The following is a 24,177-nucleotide window of genomic DNA, read 5'->3' as shown; positions in this document are numbered from 1 at the left end:
CTAACTGGATTGCCTTCGACGCTCAATCGGAGACATCAGCATGCGTAAACCCCGTGACTTTGATTCGGAACTGAAGACACTCACCGATAAGGCGAGACTGCTGAAGGAACGCAAGGTCCATCAGCTTGGCGAGCTGGTGATCGCGACCGGTGCAGACGCACTTTCGGTCGAGCAACTGGCTGGTCTCCTGCTGGCCGGCGTCGAGAACAAGGAGTCGAACGCGAAGGAGAGTTGGCGCAAGCGTGGCGCCGCGTTCTTTCAACGTGCGATCGCAAGCACTGTTGAAGGACATCGTGGCAACCAAGGCGGCGCTTCGTCGAGCGATGGCGGCACGCCGCCGCCTGGAACTCAAGCGGGCACGAACTGATACGCGCGCCTGGGTCGTGAAGCGCCGCGAACGGACACGCCAGCTGATCGAGCTCGGCGGACTCGTAGTCAAGGCAGGATTGATCGAACTGACTGATGATGACCGCGCTGTGATCCTCGGCGCGCTGGTCGAAGCGGCAGCGCGCTTGCGCAGCGATGATGGCCCGCAACTGCTCGTGATTTGGCGTCGTCGCGGCAAACGGGCTTACGACGAAGAGGGGCGGCCAATGCCAACGGGCTAAGTCGTTCGAAACCGACTCATGTTCACTCGTCAAACATTTGCGGACCCGATGCCCCGAGAGTCTCTTTGCTTGCAAGATGCCGAGCGACACCCTTAACTCGGAGCGAGGGGTTTTGAGAATGGCAAACCATTCCGCAGCTGATTCGGCGAGCGGCTATCTTTACCAGTGCCGGTATGCGCTTCTCGCTGCTCTGCGCCAGCAAGTCGCGACCCCCGGATTACAAATATCGATCGAGTGTTTCGACGATATCGCCTTCTCCCAGGACGGCACGCCGATCGAGATGCTCCAGGCGAAGCACAGCCTCACCCCGAAAACCATGTCCGACATGGCCAAGCAGTTCTGGAACACGATCGGCATCTGGACGAAGCGCATCGTCGATCACCCTTCTGAGCTCGGAAAACTGAAACTCACCTTCGTCACCACGGCAGCCCTTGGATCCGACACCGGCGTCGCGTTATTGCGGCCGGACGCAGCGGTTCGGAACGTCAAGGAGGCGACCAAGAAACTCGAAGCCGCAGCGCAGAAGTCGAAGAACGCGGAGGTCGGCTGGGCGACGCAGTTGTTTTTGAGCCAATCGCCCGAGCTGCGCGAACGAATCCTGGAAATGGTCGAAATCTTGGATGCGTCGCCGACCATCGTCGATACCTCTGACGAACTTGCGTCAGCGCTGCGCCGCGCATGCCGGCCCGAGCATATCAAGGTCTTCCTCGAACGGCTCGAAGGCTGGTGGTTCGCCGTGGTTATTGACGCACTGGCGACGCCGGGCGGTAGGTTAATCCCCGTTTCCATGATCGACTCAAAAATCGACGACTTGCGGGAGGAATTCGGGCCCGAAAAACTCCCTATCGATTATGGAACCGCCGACCCTTCACAGTCCACCATCGGTCTCTTGGAAACACGTCCCTTCGTCGAACAACTCAAGCTGGTCGAAGTCGGACCGACCGGGCAGAAGATCGCGATCATCGATTATTTCCGGGCCAGGCAGCAGCGTTCTCGATGGGCGCGAGACGGCCTGCTCCGGCACAATGAGCTGACAGATTATGGGCGTCTGCTCGCTGACAACTGGCAACGCCGGAAAGGTCTCGTCGAAGGCAAGGTGAAGGCGGACACGCCCGCACAAGAGCTGGTGGCGCTTGGCTTGGGACTCTATGCCGACACGACGGGAGCCTGCGTACCCCTGCGCGAGGTCAGCGAGCCATTCGTATCACACGGTTCCTATCACATTCTAGCCGACAGCCGCGAGATTGGCTGGCACCCCCACTATGACAAGCATTTAGGCGCACCGATTGTGCCAAAGGATGACGATGATTCCTCCTTGGAATGACCGCGCCGCAGAAGATCAAAGCCTCTTCAATCCAGCTTTTTGTGGTCTACTGCTGCGCACCGCGTGTCGGGGCTTCAACGAAGGATCGACCGACGAAAGATCGATGCCGCTCCCTCAAGCGTTCATTATTCTGCCCATCGTCCTCAATGCTCGCATGCGGGACACATTGCCTACCTTGAAGACGCTGATGTCGACCTGGGTCGCGGCCCACCCGGAGCATGTCGCAGAATTTGGTGATCGCGCGCGAGAAATGGCAGACGTTACGCGTGAAGCGATCCAGTTCGGCTGCTCGCAGGCCTGGCTCGCGATATCTGGCCGGGGTCTCAGCACAGGTGTGGCCAGACTGCGGCCCGATCCTCCAAAACTTGCGACTGACACTGATGACGTGCGCGCCTGCTATGCCGCCGCGAGATTCCTCGGCCGCTGGTTGCCTAAAGACGAGCAAACGTCGACCATCCTTTCGTTGCTAGGAGTAGCGCCGTGAGCCTGAGAATTCTCGAGATCGGCGTGTACGGCCATGGCGGCGAGCGTAACTCGGTACGTCTCAATGATTCCGGGATGAGCATCATCACCGGCGCTTCAAAAACCGGCAAGTCGTCGCTCATCGATATCATTGAATTCTGCTTTGGCCGCGACCAGTGCAATGTCTCCGATGGAGTAATCCGCCAACACGCATCTTGGTACGGGGTACTGCTCGATCGGGGCGACACTCGAATCTTCATAGGCCGGCGCAACCCGCGACCGCCGAAAACCCGCGATCCCGATGTCTATCTCGCGATGGGCCGCGATATCGGAATGCCCGATCATGCCGAATTGCACGCCAATCTGGCTGTGGACGGGATCGAGAGCCTGCTGACGACCTCGGTCGGCATCGCCGAGAATATGACGACCGTCCCAGAGGGACAGTCGCGCCAGTCATTGAGGGCCAACATTAAGCATGCTCTCATGTTCTGTCTTCAGGATCAGGATGAGATCGACAGCCGGAAGGTCCTATTCCATCGGCAAAGCGAACCATTTCTCCCCCAAACGATCAAGGATGTGCTGCCCTATTTTCTCGGCGCGATCGACGAGGATCGCCTCCGCCGGAAGGCAGAGCTCGACAATGAAAAGAAAGAGCTGCGCCGGCTCGAAAAGGCGGCAGCCGAGCGCGAACAACTGGCTGGATTCTCGGCGGCAAGGACCGAGGATATTTATCGCGAAGCTCAGACCGTGGGCCTTCTGCCGGCCGGCGCCCCCCCGGAACATGAGACTGCGCTGGCTGCTTTGCGTGCGATCAATCCGGTCATTCGCGAGCTTCCGGTTCCACCGGACTCGATAGAGCCGATTGTCGTGTTGAGACGAGAACGCGCGGCACTGCGCAGAGATCTCGCCGCCGTGCGCGAACGCTTGCGCCAAATTCGGCATGTGGAGGACGTGGCGGGCGGCTTTGCCCTCGAAGCGGAAGAGCAGCGGGCGCGCCTGGCTCCATTGGGTTTGGCCGCGAACCACGACCCTGCAACCTGTGCTCTGTGCGGCTCCGCCGATATCCTTCTACCGGCAGTCAGCGAGATGCGAAGTTCGCTGGACGAACTCGACCAGCAACTAAGTCAGGTTCGGCGTGAGGTTCCGAGGCTGCAGGAAGCCCAGGCAGAACTCCTTACGCGCCAAGGCGATATTGAGCAGGCGCTTAAACGTAACCAAGACCAGATCGAAAACCTGGCTAAACAGGATGATGCGTTTCGGTCCGAGCAGGACAGTCAAATTCGGCTGGCGAAAACCGTGGGTCGCATCACCTATTTTCTGGAGACGCTTCCGCGCCCGGCACCAATTGTCGCCTCTGGAGACGAGCTGGAGGCGGCGCGCAAGCGCGTCGAAGCGCTTGAGAAACTCGTCGATCCGGAAAATACCGCCGACCGACTGTCGTCGATCCTTAATCTGGTTGGGGATTTTATGACGCGGGATTCAGAAAAGCTCGACCTTGAGCACAGCGGAAGTCGCTTGCGGCTGGACGTGCGTCAACTCGCCGTAGTCGCAGATACGCTCGACGGGCCGGTCCCGCTCTATCGTATGGGAAGCGGCGAGAACTGGGTCGGCTATCATGTCCTTGCCCATCTGGCGCTGCACCGCTGGTTCCGGCAAAAGGATCGGCCGGTTCCCGGCTTTCTGTTCTTCGATCAGCCTTCCCAAGCGCATTATCCAGCAGAGCAAGATCGTAACGGCGACATTGACGTGTTGCCCGATGCGGATCGTGAAGCCGTATACAAGCTTTTCAAGCTCATATCGGATGTTGGGAAGGAGCTATCGCCGGGCTTCCAGGTGATCGTGACGGATCACGCCGACCTACGCGAGGATTGGTTCGCCAAGGCAGTCGTCGCGCGCTGGCGCGGCGTCGGCCTGATCCCCCAAACGTGGATTGACAGGTAACGTACACGATTTTTCCGTGCGCTCTATTCCTTCCCGTCTGTCACGCGGCCATGGTGAGCATGGAATTATATAACCTGATGTCGGAAACGCGGGCTCCGACGGTAGGTCTCAAATTCGCCGAAGAAGCGTTGTAATCTCGTAATGATCTCAAGCGACGAGTGCGGTTCGCTCCAACGCCTCGATGCGCTCGGTGCAGATGACCTCTACCGCCTTGCCCAACGTCTCGACGTGATCGCCCAGCCAGGCAAGCTCGGCCTCGGTGATCCGATAGTGCTTCGAGTAGCGGGCCTTCACATAGGCTTCCTTGAGTTTCTCGAACCGTGATCGATCGCTTTTGGTTTCGCGGCCAGACATCGATCAGTCGCTGGTCGATGCGCTCGGCCTGGGTGCGCAGAAAGCCCAGATTGTGAACGTGTGGCGTGTAGAAGGTGCAAACCAGCAGGACGCAGTGATAGTAGCGCTCCGTCGTCTGATGCAGGTCGAACGCGGCGTCCTTTAAGAAGCCGCGCTGGATATCGAATTTCGCGATTTCTAGACGCTGCTCTGCGCTCGGCAACCATTCGTCGAAATACTCCCGCGCCATGGCCAGTGCCTGGGTAGGCGTCTTCGGCTGAGGCTCGGGAAGGTCGGTTTCATCACTCTGATAGAGCGCGATACCATCGCGGGCGATGTCGATGAAAAAGTACCGCCCTTCGGACAGCCCCGCGTTCACTTCGCGGAGCGTGTGGACGATGAAGTTGACCGGCGTGCGCAGCGTCTTGGTGATGGCCAACTCGCGGTTGAGCTTGTCCTCGGCGGTTGACCAGAACTCGGCGCGGTCGGTGAGCTTGTCGTGATTGACGATCACCAGCAGATCGAAATCCGACTGATAGCCCTTGGCGGTGTGCGGCTCATCGACCCATCCGCCGCGCGCATAGCTGCCGTAGAGGATGACTTTCAGAATGCGCGCTTGCTTCTTCCAGTCCGACGTCGCGATGGCGGTCGCGTCGCCGAATTGCTCGAACAGGACCTGCACGACACGTTCGAGTTCGCGCTGTTTGGTCGCTGGCAAATGGTCGAGACTGGTCTGCATCGCGGTTCATCCTAACGGCATGATGGCGGTTCGCACAGCCTCGCCGGCCATGCCGACGAGGCCGCGATTTTCATCGCCCTCCCTTTGCGGCGATCCACCGAGACAGGCGTTGACACCGCGACACCGGCGCGGGGCCGTTGAGGGCCTCGTCCAGTTGCAACAGCGCTTCCGCGAATTGCCGCTCCACCTGCCTGACGCTCAGCCCGGTCTGCTCGGCGATCTCCGGATAGCTCATCTCGTCGAGCCGGATCGCGAGGAAGATTTCGCGGCGAATTTTCGGCATGCGGCGCACGCCGATTTCGAGCTGCGCGATGATCTCGGCATCGGTTAAATCGTCGCGCATCACACCGCCTCCGGCGCAAAGGCGAGCAGATAGTCGGCCGCCTTGCTGGCGGCGCTCGCGGCCCGGAAGATCGCTTTCTCATCCCCGCGCAACACGGCAAGCCAACTGCCGACATAATCGGCGTGGCGCACGGTCGGCCGGATCGACAACGAGGCACAGGCGAAGGCGCTCGCCATTTCGGCCACCAATTCCTCGCGCGCATAATCGCCGCTGCCAAACCCGCCGCGCTGATTGCGATCGAGACGGCTGCGATGCCCGGTCCAATGGCCAAGCTCGTGAAGCGCGGTGCGATGCCAGTTGATCGGCTCGTGAAACGCAGCCGACGGCGGCACCGCGACATAGTCGGCGCCCGGCGAATAATAGGCCTCGGGACCACCGACCCGGAAGTCCGCGCCGCTGGCCTCGATCAGCGCCTGCACCTGCGGCAGGATATCCACCTCGGTCGGAAGGTCAGGCGTACCCGTCAGCGCCTCGGGAAGCCCCTCGCACTGGTCGACATTGAACACCGTAAAGCGCTTGAGAAACGCGATCTGCCGCGCGTCGCGATCCTCGTCCTGCGCCCGCGCCTCTTCACCCTTTGGCGTGAAGCGATCGGCGTAGCAAACAACGGTCCCTTTCTCACCGCGCCGGACATTGCCGCCCGCCGCCTGCGCCTGCCGGTAGGTCAGCCAGCGCTGCGAAGCGTAGCCGCCCTCGATCACCGCCGCCCACAGGATAAGCACGTTGATACCGGAATAGCGCCGCCCGGTGCCCGCATTGTGCGGCATGGTGCAGCCGCACGCCGCACCATCCCAAGGCTGAACCCATGGCACACGCCCCGCCTCGAGCTCGGCGATCACCCGGTTCGTCACCTCCGTATAAAGGCTCTGTCGTTCATTCTGGGTCCTGTTCTCCATCTTCCTCACTCCAAAACCACCGCAGCCGGCGCCGGAATGGCGGGGTGGGCGGCAGGAGCGGACCGACAGCCCCGCCGATGAAGGCGGGCCGCACCCGCAGGGCCGGAACGAAGAGGAGGACTCCGGCGCAGCCGGAGTTGCGGCACGCCGCGGCGGGACTAGACCGTATGATCGCTGCTCACCCCGTCCCCTTTCCGGCCCAGTGGCACGAGAGGGGAAGAGGGTAGAAAATGCCGGGCTCAACGTGAGGAGAGCAAGCATGGTACAGCACGGTTCTGAAGCGTTCGTTGGTCTGGATGTAGCGAAGCTGCACAATGCGGTGGCGGTCGCCGACGCCGGCCGAACCGGCGAAATCCGATACATGGGCGAGATCGCCAACACCCCCGAGGCGACTCGCAAGCTTGTGGCAAAGCTAGCTGCGAAATACGACGAACTGCACTTTTGCTATGAGGCGGGCCCCACTGGCTATGGCCTACATCGCTGCCTGAAGGAGTTGGGTCAGGACTGCATCGTCATCGCGCCGACCGCGATGCCACGTCGGCCTGGCGATAGGGTAAAGACCAACCGCCGCGATGCCATGGATCTTGCAAGGCTGCTGCGGGCCGGCGAACTGACGCCCGTGTGGGTGCCCGACGCGCCGCATGAAGCGATGCGCGACCTCGTGCGTTCCCGCGAGACCGCGGTTCGCGACGCCCGAATGAAGCGCCAGCAGGTCAGCGCGATGATGCTCCGTCACGGGCGCATCTATCCCGGCAAGAAGAGCTGGAGCGCCAAACATCGCCGCTGGCTCGCCGATCAGAATCTCGGCCATCGAGCATCCGACATCGCACTGGGCGAAGCGCTCCAGGCTGTGGCGGATGCCGAGACGCGGCAAAAGCGGACCGAAGCAGCGATCGAGGCCATGCTCGAGGAGTGGTCGCTCGCCCCTGTCGTGGCAGCACTGCAGGCGTTGCGCGGGATCGGCCTCATCTCCGCGGTGACGCTGATGGCGGAGCTCGGCGATTTGGCGCGGTTCGAAACTCCCCGCCAGTTGATGGGCTATGTCGGACTGGTTCCCTCGGAGCGCTCGACCGGCGACAGGGTCAAGCGAGGCGGCATAACCAGGCGCGGCAACGCCATCGTGCGGCGCACGCTCGTCGAGGCATCATGGGGCTATCGGCATGCGCCGCGCATCCGTCGCTCGAAGATCCACGTCATCGAGGAACTTCCAAAACCGGTCACTGACATCGCGTGGAAGGCACAGAGCCGCCTGTGCGAGCGATATCGCAAGCTCAGCGCCGGCGGCAAGCGCAGCACCGTCGCGGTGGTTGCCGTCGCGCGCGAGCTTGCGGCCTTCATATGGGCGATCGGTCGGGAGGTGCCGATCGAGGCGTGACGCTAACCCGCTGGCCGGCAAGGCCGAAGGCGGGGCCACGTAGGGGAATGTCCGATACCCTGTATGTGGCCGGCACCGCCGACGCCCGACACTAGACTGGAACAGCCCCGGACGAAAAACGGAAATGCGGTACCCAACCCGCGCATCAGAGCGTGTTCACCGACGTCTGCGGCCCCGTCTTCGACCTTGCCTGCCTACACGAACGGCGGCCGTCTGCGCCACGGCCCGATGGCGCGCGTCGAAAGCACTTGAAACGATCATCAGACAGGGAAGCGACGCCCACCCCGCCAGTTCGAGTGCCGGAGGCACAACGCCATCGCGCTTGCGCGATGACCGAATGCCGGACGGTACGTCCGGCCAGGCGTCAGGTGATCGTTACGGCGTCAGCCGACGAGACGCGAAGCGGCTCGGTGGAACGAAGTGCAATAGAGCCCGCCGCGCCACCGGCGCGGGACGCTAGTCGCCATGCTCGCCCATTTTCGACCGCGAGCTTCCTACGCTTTTGCAGCCGAACACTTCCAATTGCGCGAATTCGAGCCGCGCCTCTTTCCAGGCACAGGGATACGCTTCAATCCTTCCGACGGGGCATCAGACGATCGCATCTCGCGCAGGACAGTCCCATGACAGACGTTCCCTACCGCATCCTCCGGATCAAGCCCGTTCTCGAACGGACCGGCCTAAGTCGTTCGACGCTCTATCGGAAAATTCAGGACGGCAGCTTCCCCAAGCAAATCGCGATCAGTGCTCGCTGCGCCGGCTGGCGGGAGTCCGAGATCAACGAATGGGCGAGAAATCCAATGTTCTACAAAGCGAGTAACGATCCGGGCACCTGACGCGAGACCCGTGCAACTCGTGATCATTCGCGGCGACCCGTAACCTGATTTCGCCTACCTCGGCACACGCTCCCAAACTTGCAGATTTCTGCGTTCAATTATGAGCGCGATTCGTTCGCCGTCAGGTGAGATTTGATAGTCGGAAACGCGACGGCTTGGAGGGGAAAGCATCTCGAACGCCTCTCGACCGACCGGCTCCTGCGTCTCGCGGACAGCAGCTAGAATGGCGCCCGTCACGGTCCACACCGCGAGAACCTGAACGTCATCGCTGGACTTAATGTTCACCCAAATCTTTGGCCACAATTCGTCGGGTGCCAAAGCAAGTGTCGTCGCGTCAAATGCCTGGAATCGATCGGCGCCGTCGTGAGCAACCAGATAAGCAGGGTCGAGTGAGAAGTGAACTTGCGCGGAATCGCCTTTCACATTTGCTGCGCCTGAGGATAGCGAGCGACTGGTCGATAGTTCGAATATCTCGAAAGCCCCGTTGCGACCCGTCACAATCGCCCTGTCGATTCCATAGTTCAAATTCGCGGATGCTATCGGACCTACAAGACAGGGCAATCGATGCATCTTGCGGCGAGCAGGCCAATCCCAGATTAGCAGCTCACCTGCTTCGTCTCCGGTAAGAAGGAGCGTGCCATCGGGGGTGAACCCAGCAAAGCAGGGGCGCGTTCTATGTGCTTCCAGCGTTTCCCAAGTCGTGTCTAGATACTCATGCTCGGTGTACGTGATCGTAGCGACTGAAAGATTTCCATTGATGCGGGGATAGATGTTTACTGACGATTTTTTCCCGATGAAGCCAGCGAGCATTTCAGTGCCGGATTTTTCAGAGGCGTTACGTAAATCCTCAGGAATCTGAAATTGCCAGAAATCATCGACGCTGTCTTTAAAATGCCAACTGCCATTGTTGCTCTCGGCCACCATTATTTCTCGGTTGTCTTCAGAAAACCTGCCAAGCCAAGCTGCGTTCGAGAACTCGAAATGATAGCGCAGGCTCCAGCGCGACGGAGGTCCCGGCGCGCTCACATCGCCTGGGGCACACAGGGAGGTCTCTGTCGTCCCGGTAGCCGGAAACGAGTCCGGAAAACCCATCACCTCAATCTGCTGCGTGACGCCGTCCTGCCGAAAAACCAGCTCGATCTGGTTGTAGAGTTCCGATCTAAATTTGCGCACCTCCCCGCGCGTAAGATTCTTGCTCTGGCTGGTACGAGAATCGAATTCGTCGTGATGTTCGAGGCAGAGGAAGACGAGGTTACTTTCAGCTGAGTTAGCCCGATTACCGTCAAGATGAGCCAGCTGGCCTTTCTTGCGGGCAAAGTCTCGATTCAGTCCGAAGCAGATGCAACATCGACGCCGCGACTCGACGAGAATTGCATCTTGAACTGAGCCTTTGATGTTGGCTCTCTTTGCCATTTCCGCCCCGCGAGCATGTTGCTCTTACAACGCATCTTAGCGGGCGGTTGGCTAAGGTCCAATTTCGCGTGGCATGGGTGCCCCGCTAGCCACCGGTCGCTTACGGCCACCAAAGGACGAGCCATTGTGCGGCCAGTTCCTGTCCCCGCCTCCGCTGCCCCGGCATCCGGAAGCTAAGCAATCTCTTCTCAGAACGGCTTTGGAGGGCCTGATGAACGAGCGTAAGAGGGCCTGATGAGCGAGCATAAGAATGAATGGGATGGCGAGATCGTCCGCAAGTGGCTCGAAAGCCGTTTTAGCGCGGCACAAAGCGATCAGGATCGGGCGGACAAGCACGGCCGAGCGCGTGAGGATGACTATGACAAGGCCGCAGCCGAAGAATTCGTCTGCCGCCTCACCAAAAGCAGTGAGAGCACGAACAGTCAGGGACTGTTCGTCGAACGGCTCAAACAACTTCTCGACCAAAAAGAATTTCGGTGCGTGGGCGTCCACGATGAACGGCGGTTCGAAAGGGAGGTCCGGTCCTACCTCAGGAAGCTGATGAAGATGACCAGGGCAAGCGCGGGTTTTGAGAACACGTCTCGCTATCAGTGACGTCGGGGTGAAATGCGACTTCATATCCCAACGGCGCGAAGTGGGCGCGTAGCTGCCTCCATCGCGCGCCTGGGCCGGGCGGCAGCGATCGACTCAGAAATGGGGTTTGAACTGCGGTCGGTCCACGCTCGCACCGGCCCTGCAACCACGCCTTTAGAACTTGCTCACGCCCGTGCCGCCACGGGGACAGCCGCGCGCAGTTCGTCGAGATAGTCGCTCCACCATTGATGCATGGCGACGCGCTCCTCCCAATAGAAGCCGCGGTTGTAAGTGCCCCGGACCGTATCCTTATCGGCGTGAGCTAGTGACCGCTCGATCGCATCAGGGCTCCACTTGCCGCTTTCGTTCAGGAGCGTCGATGCCGTGGTCCGCAAGCCATGTGCCGTCACCTCACCAGTGGCGTAGCCCATGCGACGGAACGCCTGATTGACCGTGTTCTCGCTTAGCGGCCTGCGCGATGTGTGGAACGCTGGAAACACGAATCCTTCCGGCCCCGTCAATGCGTGCAGTTCAACAAGAAGGGCCAGCACTTGCCTGGACAGAGGAACGGCGTGAGGGCGCCGCATCTTCATCCGCTCGGGAGGGATTTTCCAGACGCCGTTTTCGAGATCGAACTCGGGCCACAGCGCCTGTCTGAGTTCGCCTGGGCGGGCCATGACATGGGGTGAGATCTGCATGGCGATGCGCGTGATCAGATGGCCCGTGTAAGCGTCGATCGATCGCAACAGCTCTCCGACCGACCGGGGGTCAAGGATCGCGCTATGGTGCGTGACCTTGGGCGTGATCAGCGCGCCGCGCAGTACGGAAGTCGGATCGGTTTCCGCGCGGCCGGTCGCAACCGCAAAACGAAACACCCGGCTGGCGAATGACCGGCAGCGCCGCGCTGTCTCGTGCTTACCCTTCGCTTCGATTCGTTTGAGCGCCGCCAATACATCGACAGGCTTCAGCTCGGAGATCGCACTAGCCGCGATCGGCGCCAGTTGTTCCAGAAGCCAATTCGCTTTTGTCGTCGTGGTGTCCGCACGACCTTCGGCGACCATCTTGTCGATATATTGCTTGGCGACGTCGCTGAAGGTGTTGGCTGCGTTGTAGAGGGCAACGAGCTTTTCGCGCTTGCGCTCGGCAAGGGGATCGACGCCTTCGCGAAGCTTTGCTCTCGCCTCATCGCGTTTGCGGCGGGCCTCGGCCAGGCCGACCTCCGGGTAGCGGCCCAGCGCAAGGCGCTTGTCCTTGCCCAGGTGCGTGTACTTCACCCGCCAGAGTTTCGAGCCGCTGGGATGTACCTCGATGTACAACCCGCGCTCATCGGTGCGCTTATAAACTCGATCCCGCGCCTTGAGCGCTCGAATCTCTAAATCTTTCAAAGGCATGACCATCAATCCCGAATCGAACGGTCTTGATCGAAGCGACCTTCCTATTTCGTCGAAATGGCCCGCCGGGCCACCGTCTGAAACGGGCCACCGCTGGCCCGGGCCATGGCCCACTTTGGAGCGGGATCGACTGAAATCTGATCGGACACCTTCGGACAAAACCAAGGAGAAAATGGCAGATTTCTGCCGTTTTGTCGATGGTTCTGGGGCGTCATGAGACGGGAAAATGGTGCCCAGAAGAGGACTCGAACCTCCACGACCTTGCGATCGCCAGCACCTGAAGCTGGTGCGTCTACCAATTCCGCCATCTGGGCACGGGGTAGGGGGCGCGCCTTAGGGGACGGTCATGCGGCTTGTCAACTCGGGCGCGGCGCGGCAAGGCGGCGGCGCGGCAACGGACTGAAGGCAAAATGAAGAACAAGCTCGTAACGCTGATCGGTGGCGGCGGTTTTCTCGGCCGTTATGTGGCGCAGGATCTGCTCGCCGCGGGGGCACGCGTGCGCGTCGCGCAGCGCGATCCGCGCGCCGCGCTGTTCCTCAAGCCGCAGGGCGGGCTGGGGCAGACGCAATTCGTCGCGGTCGACGTGCGCAAGCCCGAATCGATCGCGCGCGCCGTCGCCGGCGCCGATGCGGTGGTCAATCTGGTCGGCATCCTCAAGGGCGATTTCAGCGCGATCCAGTCCGAAGGCGCGAAGACCGTCGCCGAAGCCGCCGCGCGCGCCGGGGTCGGCGCGCTGGTCCATGTCTCGGCGATCGGTGCGGACGCCGATTCGGCGTCGGGCTATGGTCGCAGCAAGGCGGCTGGCGAGGCGGCGGTGCGCGCGGCCTTTCCGGGCGCGACGATCATGCGGCCGTCGATCATCTTCGGGCGCGAGGATGGCTTCATCAATCGCTTCGCCGGAATGATCGCAGGCCCGATGCCCGTCCTGCCCGTGCTGCGCGCCGGCGCGAAGTTTCAGCCGGTATTCGTCGGCGATGTCGCCGCCGCGATCGTCGCCGCGCTGGGGCATCCCGACACCGCCGCCGGCAAGACTTTCGAGCTGGGCGGCCCCGATGTCGTCACCATGGGCGGGCTGATCCGCTGGATCGCGACCACCATCGGTCGCCATCCGACGATCGTCGAACTGCCCGATGCGGTCGGCGGGATGATCGCGCTCGGCGGCTTCCTCCCCGGCGCGCCGATCACGCGCGACCAGTGGCGCATGCTGCAGGTCGACAATGTCGTCGCCCCCGGCGCCGCCACCCTCGCTGATCTCGGCGTGGCGCCGACGCCGCTCGACAGCGTCGCGCCGGGCTGGCTGGTGCAATATCGCCGCCACGGCCGCTTCACGACCACCGCGACCGCCTGAGCGGCGGCGATCAAACAACCTGCGGGGCCGGGAGCCGCGTAACAGGGGAACGACGTGCACGATCTGCTGACCATCATCCTGCTCGGCATCGTCGAGGGGATCACCGAGTTCCTGCCGGTCTCCTCGACCGGCCACCTGATCCTCGCCGGCGCACTGCTCCACTATGACGCCGCGCGCTGGGACGTGTTCAACATCGTCATCCAGCTCGGCGCGGTGCTGGCGGTCGTCGTGCTGTACTGGCGGACCTTCTGGACCGTGCTGCGCGGCGTGCTGCAGGGCGAGGCCGGGCCGGTGCGCTTCGTGCGCAACATCGTCATCGCCTTCATCCCGGCGGCGGTGGTCGGCGCACTGTTCCACAAGAAGATCGAGGCGCTGCTGCTCCAGCCGATCGTCGTCGCGGTGGCGCTGATCGTCGGCGGTGTGGCGATCCTGGTGATCGAGCGCCTCGCCAAGCCCGGCACGACGCGCGGCGTCGCCGAGGTGAGCGCCCCGACATCGGCCGGCATCGGTCTGCTGCAATGCCTGGCAATGATCCCCGGCGTCAGCCGCTCGGGCGCGACGATCCTCGGCGCGCTGAGCCTCGGCGTCGAGCGGCGCACGGCGGCCGAATTCAGCTTCTTCCTCGCCATCCCGACCATGCTCGGCGCGAGCACGCTCGAACTGGTGACCAAGCGCCACGAACTCGCCAGCGGCGCGAGTGTCGGGCTCGGCGGGATCGCGATTGGCTTCGTCGTCGCCTTCATCGTCGCGCTGCTGGTGGTGCGCTGGTTCGTCGGCATCGTCGGGCGGCGCGGCTTCGCGCCCTTCGCCTGGTACCGCATCGTCGTCGGCGGCGCGGCGCTGATCTGGCTGCTGACCAAATAGGTCCGATACGGCCATAGAAACTTCTCTTTCTTTCTGATTGCGGTAATCCGCCCCAATTAAGCGCCAATTTAAGTCAGCATAACTTACCTATATGTCGGTTTTTACGTGACTCCGCGAGCATTCGCGGCTAGCGGGCGGGAACGACAATATGGGGCGAATCGAGCATGGCGGGCGGTCGGACACTGCAATTCGTCGATCGGGCGCAGGCTTTTCCGGCCAAGCGACCGGCGACCGCGCGCGCCGAGGATTTTCGCGAGATCGCCGATCGCTATGCGCTGCCGGCGGCCGAGGACCAGGCCGGGCGCTGCTCGCAATGCGGCGTGCCCTATTGTTCGGTGCATTGCCCGCTGCACAACCACATCCCCGACTGGCTGCGGCTGACCGCCGAGGGGCGGCTGCGCGAGGCCTATGAGCTGAGCAACGCAACCTCGACCATGCCCGAAATCTGCGGCCGCATCTGCCCGCAGGATCGACTGTGCGAGGGCAATTGCGTGATCGAATTCTCCGGCCATGGCGCAGTGACGATCGGCTCGGTCGAGAAGTTCATCACCGACACCGCCTGGGAACAGGGCTGGGTCGAGCCGATCGTGCCCGGGCCCGATCGCGGCATGTCGGTCGGCATCATCGGCGCGGGGCCTGCGGGTCTCGCCGCCGCCGAATATCTGCGCGGCTATGGCTATGCCGTCCACGTCTATGACCGATACGACCGTGCCGGCGGGCTGCTGACCTATGGCATCCCCGGCTTCAAGCTCGAAAAGCCGGTGGTGATGCGCCGCGTCGACCGGCTCGCCGCCGCCGGCATCGTCTTCCATTACGATTTCGCGGTCGGCCGCGACGCCAGCCTCGACGAGCTGCGCGAGCGCCACGACGCGGTGCTGATCGCGACCGGCGTCTACAAGGCGCGCGGCATCAAGGCGCCCGGCGTCGGCAGCGACGGCGTGGTCGAGGCGCTCGACTTCCTGATCGCCTCCAACCGCAAGGGCTTTGGCGACGCCGTGCCGGCGTTCGACGACGGCAGCCTCGATGCGGCCGGCAAGCATGTCGTGGTGATCGGCGGCGGCGATACCGCGATGGACTGCGTGCGCACCGCCGTGCGCCAGGGCGCCGCCTCGGTGAAGTGCCTGTACCGCCGCGACCGCACCAACATGCCGGGCTCGCAGCGCGAAGTGACCAATGCCGAGGAAGAGGGCGTCGAGTTCGTCTGGCTCTCCGCGCCGCAGGCGTTCGAGGCGGCGGAGAAGGTCAGCGCGGTGCGCGCCACGCGCATGCGGCTCGGCGCGCCCGATGCGAGCGGCCGCCGCGCACCCGAGGAGGAGCCCGACAGCGGCTTCCGGCTCGACGCCGATCTGGTGATCAAGGCGCTCGGCTATGACGCCGAGGAATTGCCCAGGCTGTTCGCCGCGCCCGAACTCGGCGTGACGCGCTGGGGCACGGTGCTGGTCGACAACAAGACGCTGATGACCAGCCTCGACGGCGTGTTCGCCGCCGGCGACATCGTGCGCGGCGCGAGCCTCGTGGTGTGGGCAATCCGTGACGGTCAGGATGTCGCGAAGAACATGCATCGGTGGCTCACGGCAAAGGCAAAGGGCGAGAGGAAAGCGGCGTGACGATGACAATGCTTTTGGCGGCAGCCCTTGCACAGGCCATGCCCGTCACGGTGGCGCCGCCTCCACCACCCGTTACCGTCGTAGCGACACCAAAGGCAAAGGCGCTGGCGGGCGAACTGGCGGAACTGCTCGATGGCGAAGCGGTGACGCGAATCCAGTTCAACAAGATGTTTGCTACCTCGATGCCTGCCGTGATGCGCGCGTCCCCGGAATATCAGGCGCTGGAAAAGAAATATCCCGGCATCATCGACCATGTCTTGTCGCGGATGCGCCCGACGCTCGGGGAATACAGCATTGCCCGGATGCCGTTGTTGCTCGGCCGGATAGCGGACATCTACGACACCAACCTCACCGAAACCGAATTGCGTCAGGTGCTCGCATTCTACCGGTCGCCGACCGGCATTTGGCTGATCGGCGTGATCGCGAGCGGATCCGACGTCAGTGCGATTTTCCAGCGCGGCATGCAGAACCCGGACTCGGCGATCGATGGGGGCGATATTCGTGCGGCGACCAGCGGGGCGGCCTTGCCGTCCGTGATAGCCGGCATGACGCCTGAGCGCATGAATGAGATTGTCGCCTTCAGCGTGACGCCGGCAGGGCGAAAGGTGAAAGCCATCGGTAGCCAGAGCGCCGCCGTCGCCGCTGCATGGGCGAATGAAAAAGACCCCAGGGTCGAAGCGGCGATGCTGAAGGTCGTCATCGATGCCCGGCGCGAGTATATCGCGAAGATCGACAGCGCTGCCCCCGGCTCGCGATCCTGATCGCCACTCCTCGCGCACGATGTAGCTGATCTCCGCCTTAACCGAAGCGATCCACACGAAGGCAATGCCATGATCGACCAACGCGAACGCCTCGCCCGTGAGGGCATGTACCGGCCCGAATATGAGGGCGACGCGTGCGGCGTCGGGCTTGTCGCGGCGACCGACGGCACGCCGTCGCGGCGCGTCGTGCAGGCGGCGATCGATGCGCTGAAGGCGGTGTGGCATCGCGGTGCTGTCGATGCCGATGGCAAGACCGGCGACGGTGCCGGCCTGCATATCGACCTGCCGCACAAATTTTTCGACGATGCGGTCGCCGCCTCGGGCCATCGCCCGATGCCCAACCGGCTGGCGGTCGGCATGATCTTCCTGCCGCGTACCGATCTCGGCGCGCAGGAAGCGTGCCGCACGATCGTCGAAAGCGCGATCATCGAGGAAGGCTATACCATCTATGGCTGGCGCCAGGTGCCGGTCGATGTTTCGGTGATCGGGCAGAAGGCGCAGGCGACGCGGCCCGAGATCGAGCAGATCATGATCGCGGGGCCGCTGCCCGGCGAGGCCAGCAAGGCCGAGTTCGAGAAAAATCTCTATCTCGTCCGCCGCCGGATCGAGAAGCGTGTCATCGCCGCGCAAATCCAGGGCTTCTACATCTGCTCGCTGAGCTGCCGCTCGATCATCTACAAGGGGCTGTTCCTCGCCGAGAGCCTGTCGGTGTTCTATCCCGATTTGACCGACCAGCGGTTCGAGAGCCGCGTCGCGATCTTCCACCAGCGTTATTCGACCAACACCTTCCCGCAATGGTGGCTGGCGCAGCCGTTCCGCTGTCTCGCGCATAATGGCGAGATCAACACAGTGCGCGGCAACAAGAACTGGATGCTGAGCCACGAGATCCGCATGGCCAGCCTCGCCTTTGGCGAGCATAGCGAGGACATCAAGCCGGTGATCCCGGCCGGCGCGAGCGACACCGCCGCGCTCGACGCAGTGTTCGAGGCGATCTGCCGCTCGGGGCGCGACGCGCCGACCGCCAAGCTGATGCTCGTGCCCGAGGCGATGGCGCCGAACAGCGACATGCCGGCCGAGCATCTCGCCATGTACCAGTATCTGGCGAGCGTGATGGAGCCGTGGGACGGCCCCGCCGCGCTGGCGATGACCGACGGCCGCTGGGCGGTCGCCGGCATGGACCGCAACGCGCTGCGTCCGCTGCGCTATACGCTGACCGCCGAAGGGCTGCTGATCGTCGGCTCGGAGAGCGGCATGGTCGTGGTGCCCGAATCGAGCATCGTCGCCAAGGGCCGGCTCGGGCCGGGCCAGATGATCGCGGTCGACCTCGACGAGGGCGTCCTGCTGCTCGATCGCGCGGTCAAGGACCGCATCGCCGGCGAGGCCGATTATGCCGCAATGATCGGCAACTTCCTCAAGATCGACGACCTGCCGGCACCGGCCGAGACGATCACGCGGTTCGAGCGTGCCGAGCTGACGCGTCGTCAGGTCGCCGCCGGCCAGACGCTCGAGGACATGGAGCTGATCCTCGCGCCGATGGTCGAGAGCGCCAAGGAAGCGATCGGCTCGATGGGCGACGATACGCCGCTCGCGGTCATTTCCGACAAGCCGCGGCTGATCAGCCAGTTCTTCCGGCAGAATTTCAGCCAGGTGACCAACCCGCCGATCGACAGCTTGCGCGAACGCCATGTCATGTCGCTCAAGACGCGCTTCGGCAATCTCGCCAACATCCTCGACACCGAGGACCGCCGCGACGGCGTGCTGGTGCTCGATTCGCCGGTGCTGACCAGCGCCGACTGGATGCGGCTCAAGACGCATTTCGGCCCGCAGGCGGCCGAGATCGACTGCACCTTCGCCGCCGGTGACGGTCCCGACACACTGAAGGCGGCGATCGCGCGGATCCGCGCCGAGGCCGAGCAGGCTGTGCGCGAGGGGCGCAGCGAGCTGTTCCTCAGCGACATGGCGATCAGCGCGGATCGCGTCGCGATCGCCGGCGTGCTGGCGGCGGCGGCGGTGCACACGCACCTCGTGCGCAAGGGGCTGCGCTCGTTCGCGAGCATCAACATCCAGACCGCCGAATGCCTCGACACGCATTATTATGCCGTGCTGATCGGCGTCGGCGCGACGACGGTGAACGCCTATCTCGCCGAAGCCTCGATCGCCGACCGCCATGCGCGCGGGCTGTTCGAGGACCTGTCGATCGAGCAGTGCCTGGCGCGGCACCGCACCGCGATCGAGGAGGGTCTGCTCAAGATCATCTCCAAGATGGGGATCGCGGTGATCTCCAGCTATCGCGGCGGCTATAATTTCGAGGCGGTCGGGTTGTCGCGCGCGCTGGTCAACGATTTCTTCCCCGGCATGCCGGCGAAGATCTCGGGCGAGGGTTATGCCTCGCTGCACCTCAATGCGCAGCTGCGCCACGATGCGGCGTTCGACACCGGCGTGGCGACGCTGCCGATCGGCGGTTTCTACCGCCAGCGCGCGACCGGCGAGGCGCATGCCTATACCGCGCAGCTGATGCACCTGTTGCAGACCTCGGTCGCGACCGACAGCTATTCGAGCTATCTGCAATTCTCGCGCGGCGTCGATGCGCTGCCGCCGATCTATCTGCGCGACCTGCTGCAGTTCAACTTCCCCGACGAGGGCGTGCCGGTCGACCAGGTCGAGGCGATCACCGAGATCCGCAAGCGCTTCGTCACGCCGGGCATGTCGCTCGGCGCGCTCAGCCCCGAGGCGCACGAGACGCTGGCGATCGCGATGAACCGGATCGGCGCCAAGGCGGTGTCGGGCGAGGGCGGCGAGGACAAGGCGCGCTATGTCCCCTACCCCAATGGCGACAATGCCAATTCGGGGGTCAAGCAGATCGCCTCGGGTCGCTTCGGCGTGACGGCGGAATATCTCGGCGCGTGCGACGAGATCGAGATCAAGGTCGCGCAAGGGGCGAAGCCCGGCGAGGGCGGGCAGCTGCCCGGCTTCAAGGTCACCGAGTTCATCGCCAAATTGCGCCATGCCACACCCGGCGTGACGCTGATCAGCCCGCCGCCGCACCACGACATCTATTCGATCGAGGATCTGGCGCAGCTGATCTATGACCTGAAGCAGATCAACCCGCGCGCGCGGGTCTGCGTCAAGCTGGTCAGCTCGGCCGGCATCGGCACCGTCGCGGCGGGCGTCGCCAAGGCGCATGCCGACGTCATCCTCGTCTCCGGCCATGTCGGCGGCACCGGCGCCTCGCCGCAGACCAGCATCAAATATGCCGGCACGCCGTGGGAAATGGGGCTGAGCGAGGTCAACCAGACGCTGACGCTCAACGGCCTGCGCGGCCGCATCAAGCTGCGCACCGATGGCGGGCTTCGCACCGGACGCGACATCGTCATCGCCGCGATCCTCGGCGCCGAGGAATTCGGCATCGGCACGCTGAGCCTCGTCGCGATGGGCTGCATCATGGTGCGCCAGTGCCATAGCAACACCTGCCCGGTCGGCGTGTGCACGCAGGACGAGCGGCTGCGCGAGAAGTTCAGCGGCAACCCGGAAAAGGTCATCAACCTGATGACCTTCATCGCCGAGGAAGTGCGCGACATCCTTGCGCGGCTCGGCGTCAAGAGCCTCGACGAGATCATCGGCCGCACCGAATTGCTGCGCCAGACCAGCCGCGGCGCCGAGCATCTCGACGATCTCGACCTCAACCCGATCCTCGCCAAGGTCGATGCGCCCGACAGCGAGCGCCGCTTCAGCCTCGACACGTGGCGCAACGAGGTGCCCGACAGCCTCGACGCGCAGATCATCAAGGATGCCGGCGCGGTGTTCTCGCGCGGCGAGAAGATGCAGCTAACCTATACCGTGCGCAACACGCACCGCGCGGTCGGCACGCGGCTGTCGAGCGAAATCACGCGCAAATTCGGCATGTCGACGCTGGCCGACGGCCATGTCACGGTGCGGCTGCGCGGCTCGGCGGGACAGAGCCTCGGCGCCTTCCTGTGCAAGGGCGTGACGCTCGAGGTGTTCGGCGATGCCAACGACTATGTCGGCAAGGGCCTGTCGGGCGGCATCATCGCGGTACGCCCGGCGGTCAGCTCGCCGCTGGCGAGCCAGGACAATACCATTATCGGCAACACCGTACTGTACGGCGCGACCTCGGGCAGCCTCTACGCCGCCGGCCAGGCGGGCGAACGCTTCGCGGTGCGCAATTCGGGCGCAACGGTGGTGGTCGAGGGCTGCGGCGCCAATGGCTGCGAGTACATGACCAACGGCATCGCGGTGGTGCTCGGCGCGGTCGGCGCGAATTTCGGCGCCGGCATGACCGGCGGCATGGCGTTCGTCTACGACGCCGATGGCAGCTTCGAGCGCCGCGCCAACCCCGAGAGCATCACCTGGCACCGGCTCGCCTCGATGCACTGGGAGTCGGTGCTGCTCGGGCTGGTGCGCGCGCATCACGCCGCGACCGACAGCAAATGGTCGGCGGCGCTGCTCGACGACTGGGGCCGCGCGATCGACCGCTTCTGGCAGGTCGTGCCGCGCGAGATGCTCAGTCGCCTTTCGCATCCGCTCGACGATTCGGCACACCTCGTCGCGGCCGAATGAGTGACCCGAATTCCCTGCCGGGCGACGTCCGGCAGGGAATTTGACAGGGAATGCGAACATTTTTCGTGCGGCGGTTTTCGCGGCCGGCGTCGGATGGGCAGAGGGATGGATCATGCGCATGATCCGACCCAAGCGCGTTTCGCTTGAGAATTGAATCAAGCTGTGCCGCAAGACTCTCTGTGCCTCCGCGCCTCTGCGCGAACCCAATCTATTTGCGCGCGCAGAGGCGCAGAGGCGCGGAGTCAACTTCCTGTCCGGACGTCGCTTGCTGGCCATTGATTCACGCGAAGGCGCAAAGGCGCGAAGTGGTTCGGCAGGCTCGATAATGCACTACGATTCTGCTATGGGGAGTCGCGTCACCGTGTTTGCTTGAGGTGTTCGATGCGTAGCTTGCTTGTCGTGCCGCTGATCTTGCTGGCGACCCCCGCCCTCGCGCATGAGCGCCACCCCGCCCCGCCGACCGACCAGCGCCTTGCGGCGGTCGGCGATGCGCTGTCCAACCCGGCGGTGCAGGAAAGCGCGGCGGCGTTCGTCGGCGCGCTGGCCGATGCACTGCTCGACACGCATGTCGGCCCGATTGCGCGCTACACCGACCCACGCGATGGCGTGCGGCCGAACGATACGCTGCGCGACGTTATCACGCGCGACGACCCGCAGTTCCAACGCCGGCTGCACGACGGCACACGCGGCGCGGTCGCCGCGACGGGCCAGGCGGCGCGCGACGCCGCGACGATGACGGCGGAGATCAACGCCACCGCCGCGCGGCTGCGACGGGTGCTGGGCGCGGCAAGCGCAGCGCTGGACGACAGCCATCGCGACAACTGAGCACCCCGCGAAGGCGCGACTGGCGGGGTTACCGCTCGGCTGGTGGCTGCGCGCGGCGGGGGGCCCATTGGTTATCGTCGCGTTGCTGCTGGGCATCGGGTGGCTGCGCTACACGATGTCGGCTCCGAGCGCACAGGTGCCGACCAGCGTTCGCGGCACGATCACCAGCTTTCGCCTTGGCGCTTATGGTCCCGGAGTTGAGCCGCCCATGCAGGTCGCGATTGCGCTGCAGGACGGCACGGAGACCGTGATTACCATCGCCAGCGACGACGCATCAGCGTGTCGCATCGGGGATTCGATCGCGCTCGACCGCTATATCGATTACTGGGGACATCCCTTCTTCCGTGCGGCCTTTCACCCCTGCGACTTGTCACCTGCCCGACGCGCCTTGCCGAGAAAATAGGTCGCGGTCGCGCGTGTCGGTGGCGGAGCGGCGAGCAGCATCGCGAGAATGCCGAACGCAATGTGCAGCACCGGGTTGATCACGAAGCGCGGGCGGATGACGGCGGGGCGCTGCGCCACCTCGGCGAGCAGCGCGCGCGCCTCGTCCGCCACGGCCGGATGGACGCGAATTACGATCCCGCCGAGCGCGAGGAGCATCGGCCAGGCGGCGCGCGCATGGTCGAACCCCATGGCATAGGCCGGGATGTCATATTGGGCGAACATCGCCAGCATCACGACCGTTTCCGGCTGGCTGTAGACGATCGCCACAGTTTCGAACGCATCCTCGACCATCAAGCCTTCCCCCGCCGCGCGCGCCACTCTAACAACAGCTTATGTGGCAGCTACATCAATTTCCGCTTTGCCCCTTCTCGCGCAAGGTGCGCATCCTGCTGGGCGAGAAGGGCGTCGGTTACGAACTGGTGCGCGAATCGCCGTGGGACCGGCGCGACGAATTTCTCGACATGAACCCCGCCGGCCAGACGCCGGTGATGACCGACCCCGAGCGCGGCATCCTGCTGATCGATTCGATGGCGATCTGCGAATATTTCGAGGAGACGGTCGACAAGGCGGCGATGATCAACGGCACCGCGGTCAACCGCGCCGAGATCCGCCGGCTGGTCGCGTGGTTCGACACGCAATTCTATGCCGATGTCACCGCGCCGTTGCTCCACGAGCGGATGGAGAAGCGGCTGGTGCAACGCGCGACGCCCGATTCGCGCGTGCTGCGCGAGGCGATGAAGGCGGCGGTGCGGCATCTCGATTACACCGATTATCTGCTCGACCATCGCAACTGGCTGGGCGGCGCGACGATGAGCCTCGCCGATCTGGCGGCGGCAGCGCAGATTTCGATCACCGACTATCTTGGCGGGATCGACTGGAAGAATCACGAGCAGACCGCGCGCTGGTATCGCGGCTTCAAGAGCCGGCCGAGCTTCCGCCCGCTGCTCGCCGAGCGGATGGAGACGATCAATCCGCCGGCGCATTATGACGACCTGGATTTCTGATGCACGTCACGCATGATCCGGCCGCCGCCGCGGCGCCGCCGATCGGCTTCGACGACTTTCTCGCGGTCGACATCCGCGTCGGTACGATCCTCAAGGCCGAACCCTTTCCCGAGGCGCGCAAACCCGCCTATCGGCTGGCGATCGATTTCGGGCCGGCGATCGGCGTGTTGCGCTCCTCGGCGCAGATCACCGAGCATTACAAGCTGGACGAACTGGTCGGCATGCAGGTCGCCGCGGTGGTCAATTTCCCGCCGCGCCAGATCGGGCCGATGATGTCCGAGGTGCTGACGCTGGGTTTTCCCGATGCCGCGGGTAAGGTCGTGCTGGTGACGCCCAGCGTGCGGGTGCCGAACGGGGGACGGTTGTTCTGACTTCTTCTTAATACCTCCCCGGCACGGGGCTACAGCATTCACACATCGTGGTTGCCATGTGGTTTTTGGTCTGATTCGATGTCCTTGAGAGCGGGAGGACATGATGGAGCAGACGCTGGGCCGATTTGGAGATCGGCGCCTGG

22 protein-coding genes, 1 tRNA gene and 1 pseudogene are annotated in these 24,177 nt (G+C 63.7%); 17 read left to right on the top strand and 7 right to left on the bottom strand.

The window, feature by feature from the left end; genetic code table 11:
* Window positions 1–40 precede the first annotated feature (40 nt).
* The 5 genes from U1839_RS23525 (at window position 41) to U1839_RS23505 (ending at window position 4,335) form a co-directional block, all read left to right on the top strand.
* Complete coding sequence (locus tag U1839_RS23525; protein ID WP_332806005.1) at window positions 41–367, top strand: conjugal transfer protein TraD; 327 nt, start codon at window positions 41–43, stop codon at window positions 365–367.
* Window positions 324–608, top strand: coding sequence for a conjugal transfer protein TraD (locus tag U1839_RS23520; RefSeq protein WP_332806004.1), 285 nt, complete (start codon window positions 324–326; stop codon window positions 606–608). Before U1839_RS23525 ends, U1839_RS23520 begins: the two co-directional genes overlap by 44 nt.
* A gap of 118 nt (window positions 609–726) precedes the next feature.
* Complete coding sequence (locus U1839_RS23515; RefSeq protein WP_332806003.1) at window positions 727–1,932, top strand: ABC-three component system protein; 1,206 nt, start codon at window positions 727–729, stop codon at window positions 1,930–1,932.
* Complete coding sequence (locus tag U1839_RS23510; protein ID WP_332806002.1) at window positions 1,907–2,416, top strand: three component ABC system middle component; 510 nt, start codon at window positions 1,907–1,909, stop codon at window positions 2,414–2,416. Before U1839_RS23515 ends, U1839_RS23510 begins: the two co-directional genes overlap by 26 nt.
* A complete protein-coding gene (locus U1839_RS23505) occupies window positions 2,413–4,335 on the top strand; it encodes a DUF3732 domain-containing protein (protein WP_332806001.1) in 1,923 nt (640 codons plus the stop codon). Before U1839_RS23510 ends, U1839_RS23505 begins: the two co-directional genes overlap by 4 nt.
* 147 nt (window positions 4,336–4,482) lie before the next feature.
* On the opposite strand, the pseudogene U1839_RS23500 reads toward U1839_RS23505, so the two are convergent.
* From U1839_RS23500 to U1839_RS23490, 3 genes and pseudogenes are all read right to left on the bottom strand, one after another.
* Window positions 4,483–5,407, bottom strand: a pseudogene (locus U1839_RS23500) (HEPN domain-containing protein).
* A 70-nt stretch (window positions 5,408–5,477) separates the two neighbouring features.
* Window positions 5,478–5,750: a sigma factor-like helix-turn-helix DNA-binding protein gene (locus U1839_RS23495; RefSeq protein ID WP_332806010.1), complete on the bottom strand. Its 273-nt coding sequence runs from the start codon at window positions 5,748–5,750 to the stop codon at window positions 5,478–5,480.
* Window positions 5,750–6,646, bottom strand: a complete 897-nt coding sequence (locus U1839_RS23490; protein ID WP_332806000.1) for an ArdC family protein — start codon at window positions 6,644–6,646, stop codon at window positions 5,750–5,752. Before U1839_RS23490 ends, U1839_RS23495 begins: the two co-directional genes overlap by 1 nt.
* Before the next feature lie 259 nt (window positions 6,647–6,905).
* On the opposite strand from U1839_RS23490, the gene U1839_RS23485 reads away from it, so the two are divergent.
* On the top strand, window positions 6,906–8,021 hold the full coding sequence (locus tag U1839_RS23485; RefSeq protein WP_332805999.1) for an IS110 family RNA-guided transposase: 1,116 nt from the start codon (window positions 6,906–6,908) through the stop codon (window positions 8,019–8,021).
* Between the two features lie 620 nt (window positions 8,022–8,641).
* On the top strand, window positions 8,642–8,854 hold the full coding sequence (locus U1839_RS23480; RefSeq protein ID WP_332805998.1) for a helix-turn-helix transcriptional regulator: 213 nt from the start codon (window positions 8,642–8,644) through the stop codon (window positions 8,852–8,854).
* A gap of 54 nt (window positions 8,855–8,908) precedes the next feature.
* Here the strand turns inward: U1839_RS23480 and U1839_RS23475 are convergent, their stop codons facing one another.
* Window positions 8,909–10,267, bottom strand: a complete 1,359-nt coding sequence (locus tag U1839_RS23475) for a WD40 repeat domain-containing protein (RefSeq protein WP_332805997.1) — start codon at window positions 10,265–10,267, stop codon at window positions 8,909–8,911.
* A 234-nt stretch (window positions 10,268–10,501) separates the two neighbouring features.
* On the opposite strand from U1839_RS23475, the gene U1839_RS23470 reads away from it, so the two are divergent.
* On the top strand, window positions 10,502–10,861 hold the full coding sequence (locus U1839_RS23470) for a hypothetical protein (RefSeq protein WP_332805996.1): 360 nt from the start codon (window positions 10,502–10,504) through the stop codon (window positions 10,859–10,861).
* Between the two features lie 164 nt (window positions 10,862–11,025).
* On the opposite strand, the gene U1839_RS23465 is transcribed toward U1839_RS23470, so the two are convergent.
* Together U1839_RS23465 and U1839_RS23460 are read right to left on the bottom strand one after the other, a co-directional pair.
* Complete coding sequence (locus U1839_RS23465) at window positions 11,026–12,231, bottom strand: tyrosine-type recombinase/integrase (RefSeq protein ID WP_332806009.1); 1,206 nt, start codon at window positions 12,229–12,231, stop codon at window positions 11,026–11,028.
* A gap of 227 nt (window positions 12,232–12,458) precedes the next feature.
* A tRNA-Leu gene (locus tag U1839_RS23460) sits at window positions 12,459–12,545 on the bottom strand.
* Between the two features lie 96 nt (window positions 12,546–12,641).
* Here U1839_RS23460 and U1839_RS23455 point away from each other — a divergent pair.
* From U1839_RS23455 to U1839_RS23425, 7 genes are all read left to right on the top strand, one after another.
* A complete protein-coding gene (locus U1839_RS23455; RefSeq protein WP_332805995.1) occupies window positions 12,642–13,580 on the top strand; it encodes a complex I NDUFA9 subunit family protein in 939 nt (312 codons plus the stop codon).
* Between the two features lie 54 nt (window positions 13,581–13,634).
* The gene (locus U1839_RS23450) at window positions 13,635–14,444 is read left to right on the top strand and encodes an undecaprenyl-diphosphate phosphatase (protein ID WP_332805994.1); all 810 of its coding nucleotides are present in this window, start codon (window positions 13,635–13,637) and stop codon (window positions 14,442–14,444) included.
* A gap of 164 nt (window positions 14,445–14,608) precedes the next feature.
* On the top strand, window positions 14,609–16,051 hold the full coding sequence (locus U1839_RS23445; protein WP_332805993.1) for an NAD(P)-dependent oxidoreductase: 1,443 nt from the start codon (window positions 14,609–14,611) through the stop codon (window positions 16,049–16,051).
* A gap of 143 nt (window positions 16,052–16,194) precedes the next feature.
* Window positions 16,195–16,812: a DUF2059 domain-containing protein gene (locus U1839_RS23440; RefSeq protein WP_332805992.1), complete on the top strand. Its 618-nt coding sequence runs from the start codon at window positions 16,195–16,197 to the stop codon at window positions 16,810–16,812.
* A 69-nt stretch (window positions 16,813–16,881) separates the two neighbouring features.
* On the top strand, window positions 16,882–21,390 hold the full coding sequence (gltB, locus tag U1839_RS23435) for a glutamate synthase large subunit (RefSeq protein WP_332805991.1): 4,509 nt from the start codon (window positions 16,882–16,884) through the stop codon (window positions 21,388–21,390).
* Window positions 21,391–21,771: 381 nt separating this feature from the next.
* The gene (locus U1839_RS23430) at window positions 21,772–22,215 is read left to right on the top strand and encodes a hypothetical protein (RefSeq protein ID WP_332805990.1); all 444 of its coding nucleotides are present in this window, start codon (window positions 21,772–21,774) and stop codon (window positions 22,213–22,215) included.
* A 67-nt stretch (window positions 22,216–22,282) separates the two neighbouring features.
* Complete coding sequence (locus U1839_RS23425; protein WP_332805989.1) at window positions 22,283–22,618, top strand: hypothetical protein; 336 nt, start codon at window positions 22,283–22,285, stop codon at window positions 22,616–22,618.
* Here the strand turns inward: U1839_RS23425 and U1839_RS23420 are convergent.
* Window positions 22,570–22,950, bottom strand: a complete 381-nt coding sequence (locus U1839_RS23420) for a hypothetical protein (protein WP_332805988.1) — start codon at window positions 22,948–22,950, stop codon at window positions 22,570–22,572. The two genes, U1839_RS23425 and U1839_RS23420, sit on opposite strands and share 49 nt — an antisense overlap.
* Before the next feature lie 41 nt (window positions 22,951–22,991).
* Between U1839_RS23420 and U1839_RS23415 the strand changes: the two genes are divergently transcribed.
* Complete coding sequence (locus U1839_RS23415) at window positions 22,992–23,663, top strand: glutathione S-transferase family protein (protein ID WP_332805987.1); 672 nt, start codon at window positions 22,992–22,994, stop codon at window positions 23,661–23,663.
* Window positions 23,663–24,034, top strand: a complete 372-nt coding sequence (locus U1839_RS23410) for a tRNA-binding protein (RefSeq protein WP_332805986.1) — start codon at window positions 23,663–23,665, stop codon at window positions 24,032–24,034. Before U1839_RS23415 ends, U1839_RS23410 begins: the two co-directional genes overlap by 1 nt.
* Window positions 24,035–24,177: the final 143 nt, after the last annotated feature.

Source organism: Parasphingomonas halimpatiens, from assembly GCF_036663795.1.
GTDB lineage: Bacteria > Pseudomonadota > Alphaproteobacteria > Sphingomonadales > Sphingomonadaceae > Sphingomonas.
This window is presented reverse-complemented; position numbering and strand designations above follow the sequence as displayed.

Excerpts from the sequence above, each read along its gene's own strand:
- U1839_RS23525 (WP_332806005.1), top strand. The coding sequence starts at position 41 with ATGCGTAAACCCCGTGACTTTGATTCGGAACTGAAGACACTCACCGAT.
- U1839_RS23465 (WP_332806009.1), bottom strand. The coding sequence starts at position 12,231 with ATGCCTTTGAAAGATTTAGAGATTCGAGCGCTCAAGGCGCGGGATCGA.
- U1839_RS23510 (WP_332806002.1), top strand. The coding sequence starts at position 1,907 with ATGACGATGATTCCTCCTTGGAATGACCGCGCCGCAGAAGATCAAAGC.
- U1839_RS23430 (WP_332805990.1), top strand. The coding sequence starts at position 21,772 with ATGCGTAGCTTGCTTGTCGTGCCGCTGATCTTGCTGGCGACCCCCGCC.
- U1839_RS23515 (WP_332806003.1), top strand. The coding sequence starts at position 727 with ATGGCAAACCATTCCGCAGCTGATTCGGCGAGCGGCTATCTTTACCAG.
- U1839_RS23480 (WP_332805998.1), top strand. The coding sequence starts at position 8,642 with ATGACAGACGTTCCCTACCGCATCCTCCGGATCAAGCCCGTTCTCGAA.
- U1839_RS23470 (WP_332805996.1), top strand. The coding sequence starts at position 10,502 with ATGAGCGAGCATAAGAATGAATGGGATGGCGAGATCGTCCGCAAGTGG.
- gltB (WP_332805991.1), top strand. The coding sequence starts at position 16,882 with ATGATCGACCAACGCGAACGCCTCGCCCGTGAGGGCATGTACCGGCCC.
- U1839_RS23410 (WP_332805986.1), top strand. The coding sequence starts at position 23,663 with ATGCACGTCACGCATGATCCGGCCGCCGCCGCGGCGCCGCCGATCGGC.
- U1839_RS23520 (WP_332806004.1), top strand. The coding sequence starts at position 324 with ATGGCGGCACGCCGCCGCCTGGAACTCAAGCGGGCACGAACTGATACG.
- U1839_RS23495 (WP_332806010.1), bottom strand. The coding sequence starts at position 5,750 with ATGCGCGACGATTTAACCGATGCCGAGATCATCGCGCAGCTCGAAATC.
- U1839_RS23455 (WP_332805995.1), top strand. The coding sequence starts at position 12,642 with ATGAAGAACAAGCTCGTAACGCTGATCGGTGGCGGCGGTTTTCTCGGC.
- U1839_RS23445 (WP_332805993.1), top strand. The coding sequence starts at position 14,609 with ATGGCGGGCGGTCGGACACTGCAATTCGTCGATCGGGCGCAGGCTTTT.
- U1839_RS23420 (WP_332805988.1), bottom strand. The coding sequence starts at position 22,950 with ATGGTCGAGGATGCGTTCGAAACTGTGGCGATCGTCTACAGCCAGCCG.
- U1839_RS23485 (WP_332805999.1), top strand. The coding sequence starts at position 6,906 with ATGGTACAGCACGGTTCTGAAGCGTTCGTTGGTCTGGATGTAGCGAAG.
- U1839_RS23475 (WP_332805997.1), bottom strand. The coding sequence starts at position 10,267 with ATGGCAAAGAGAGCCAACATCAAAGGCTCAGTTCAAGATGCAATTCTC.
- U1839_RS23490 (WP_332806000.1), bottom strand. The coding sequence starts at position 6,646 with ATGGAGAACAGGACCCAGAATGAACGACAGAGCCTTTATACGGAGGTG.
- U1839_RS23415 (WP_332805987.1), top strand. The coding sequence starts at position 22,992 with ATGTGGCAGCTACATCAATTTCCGCTTTGCCCCTTCTCGCGCAAGGTG.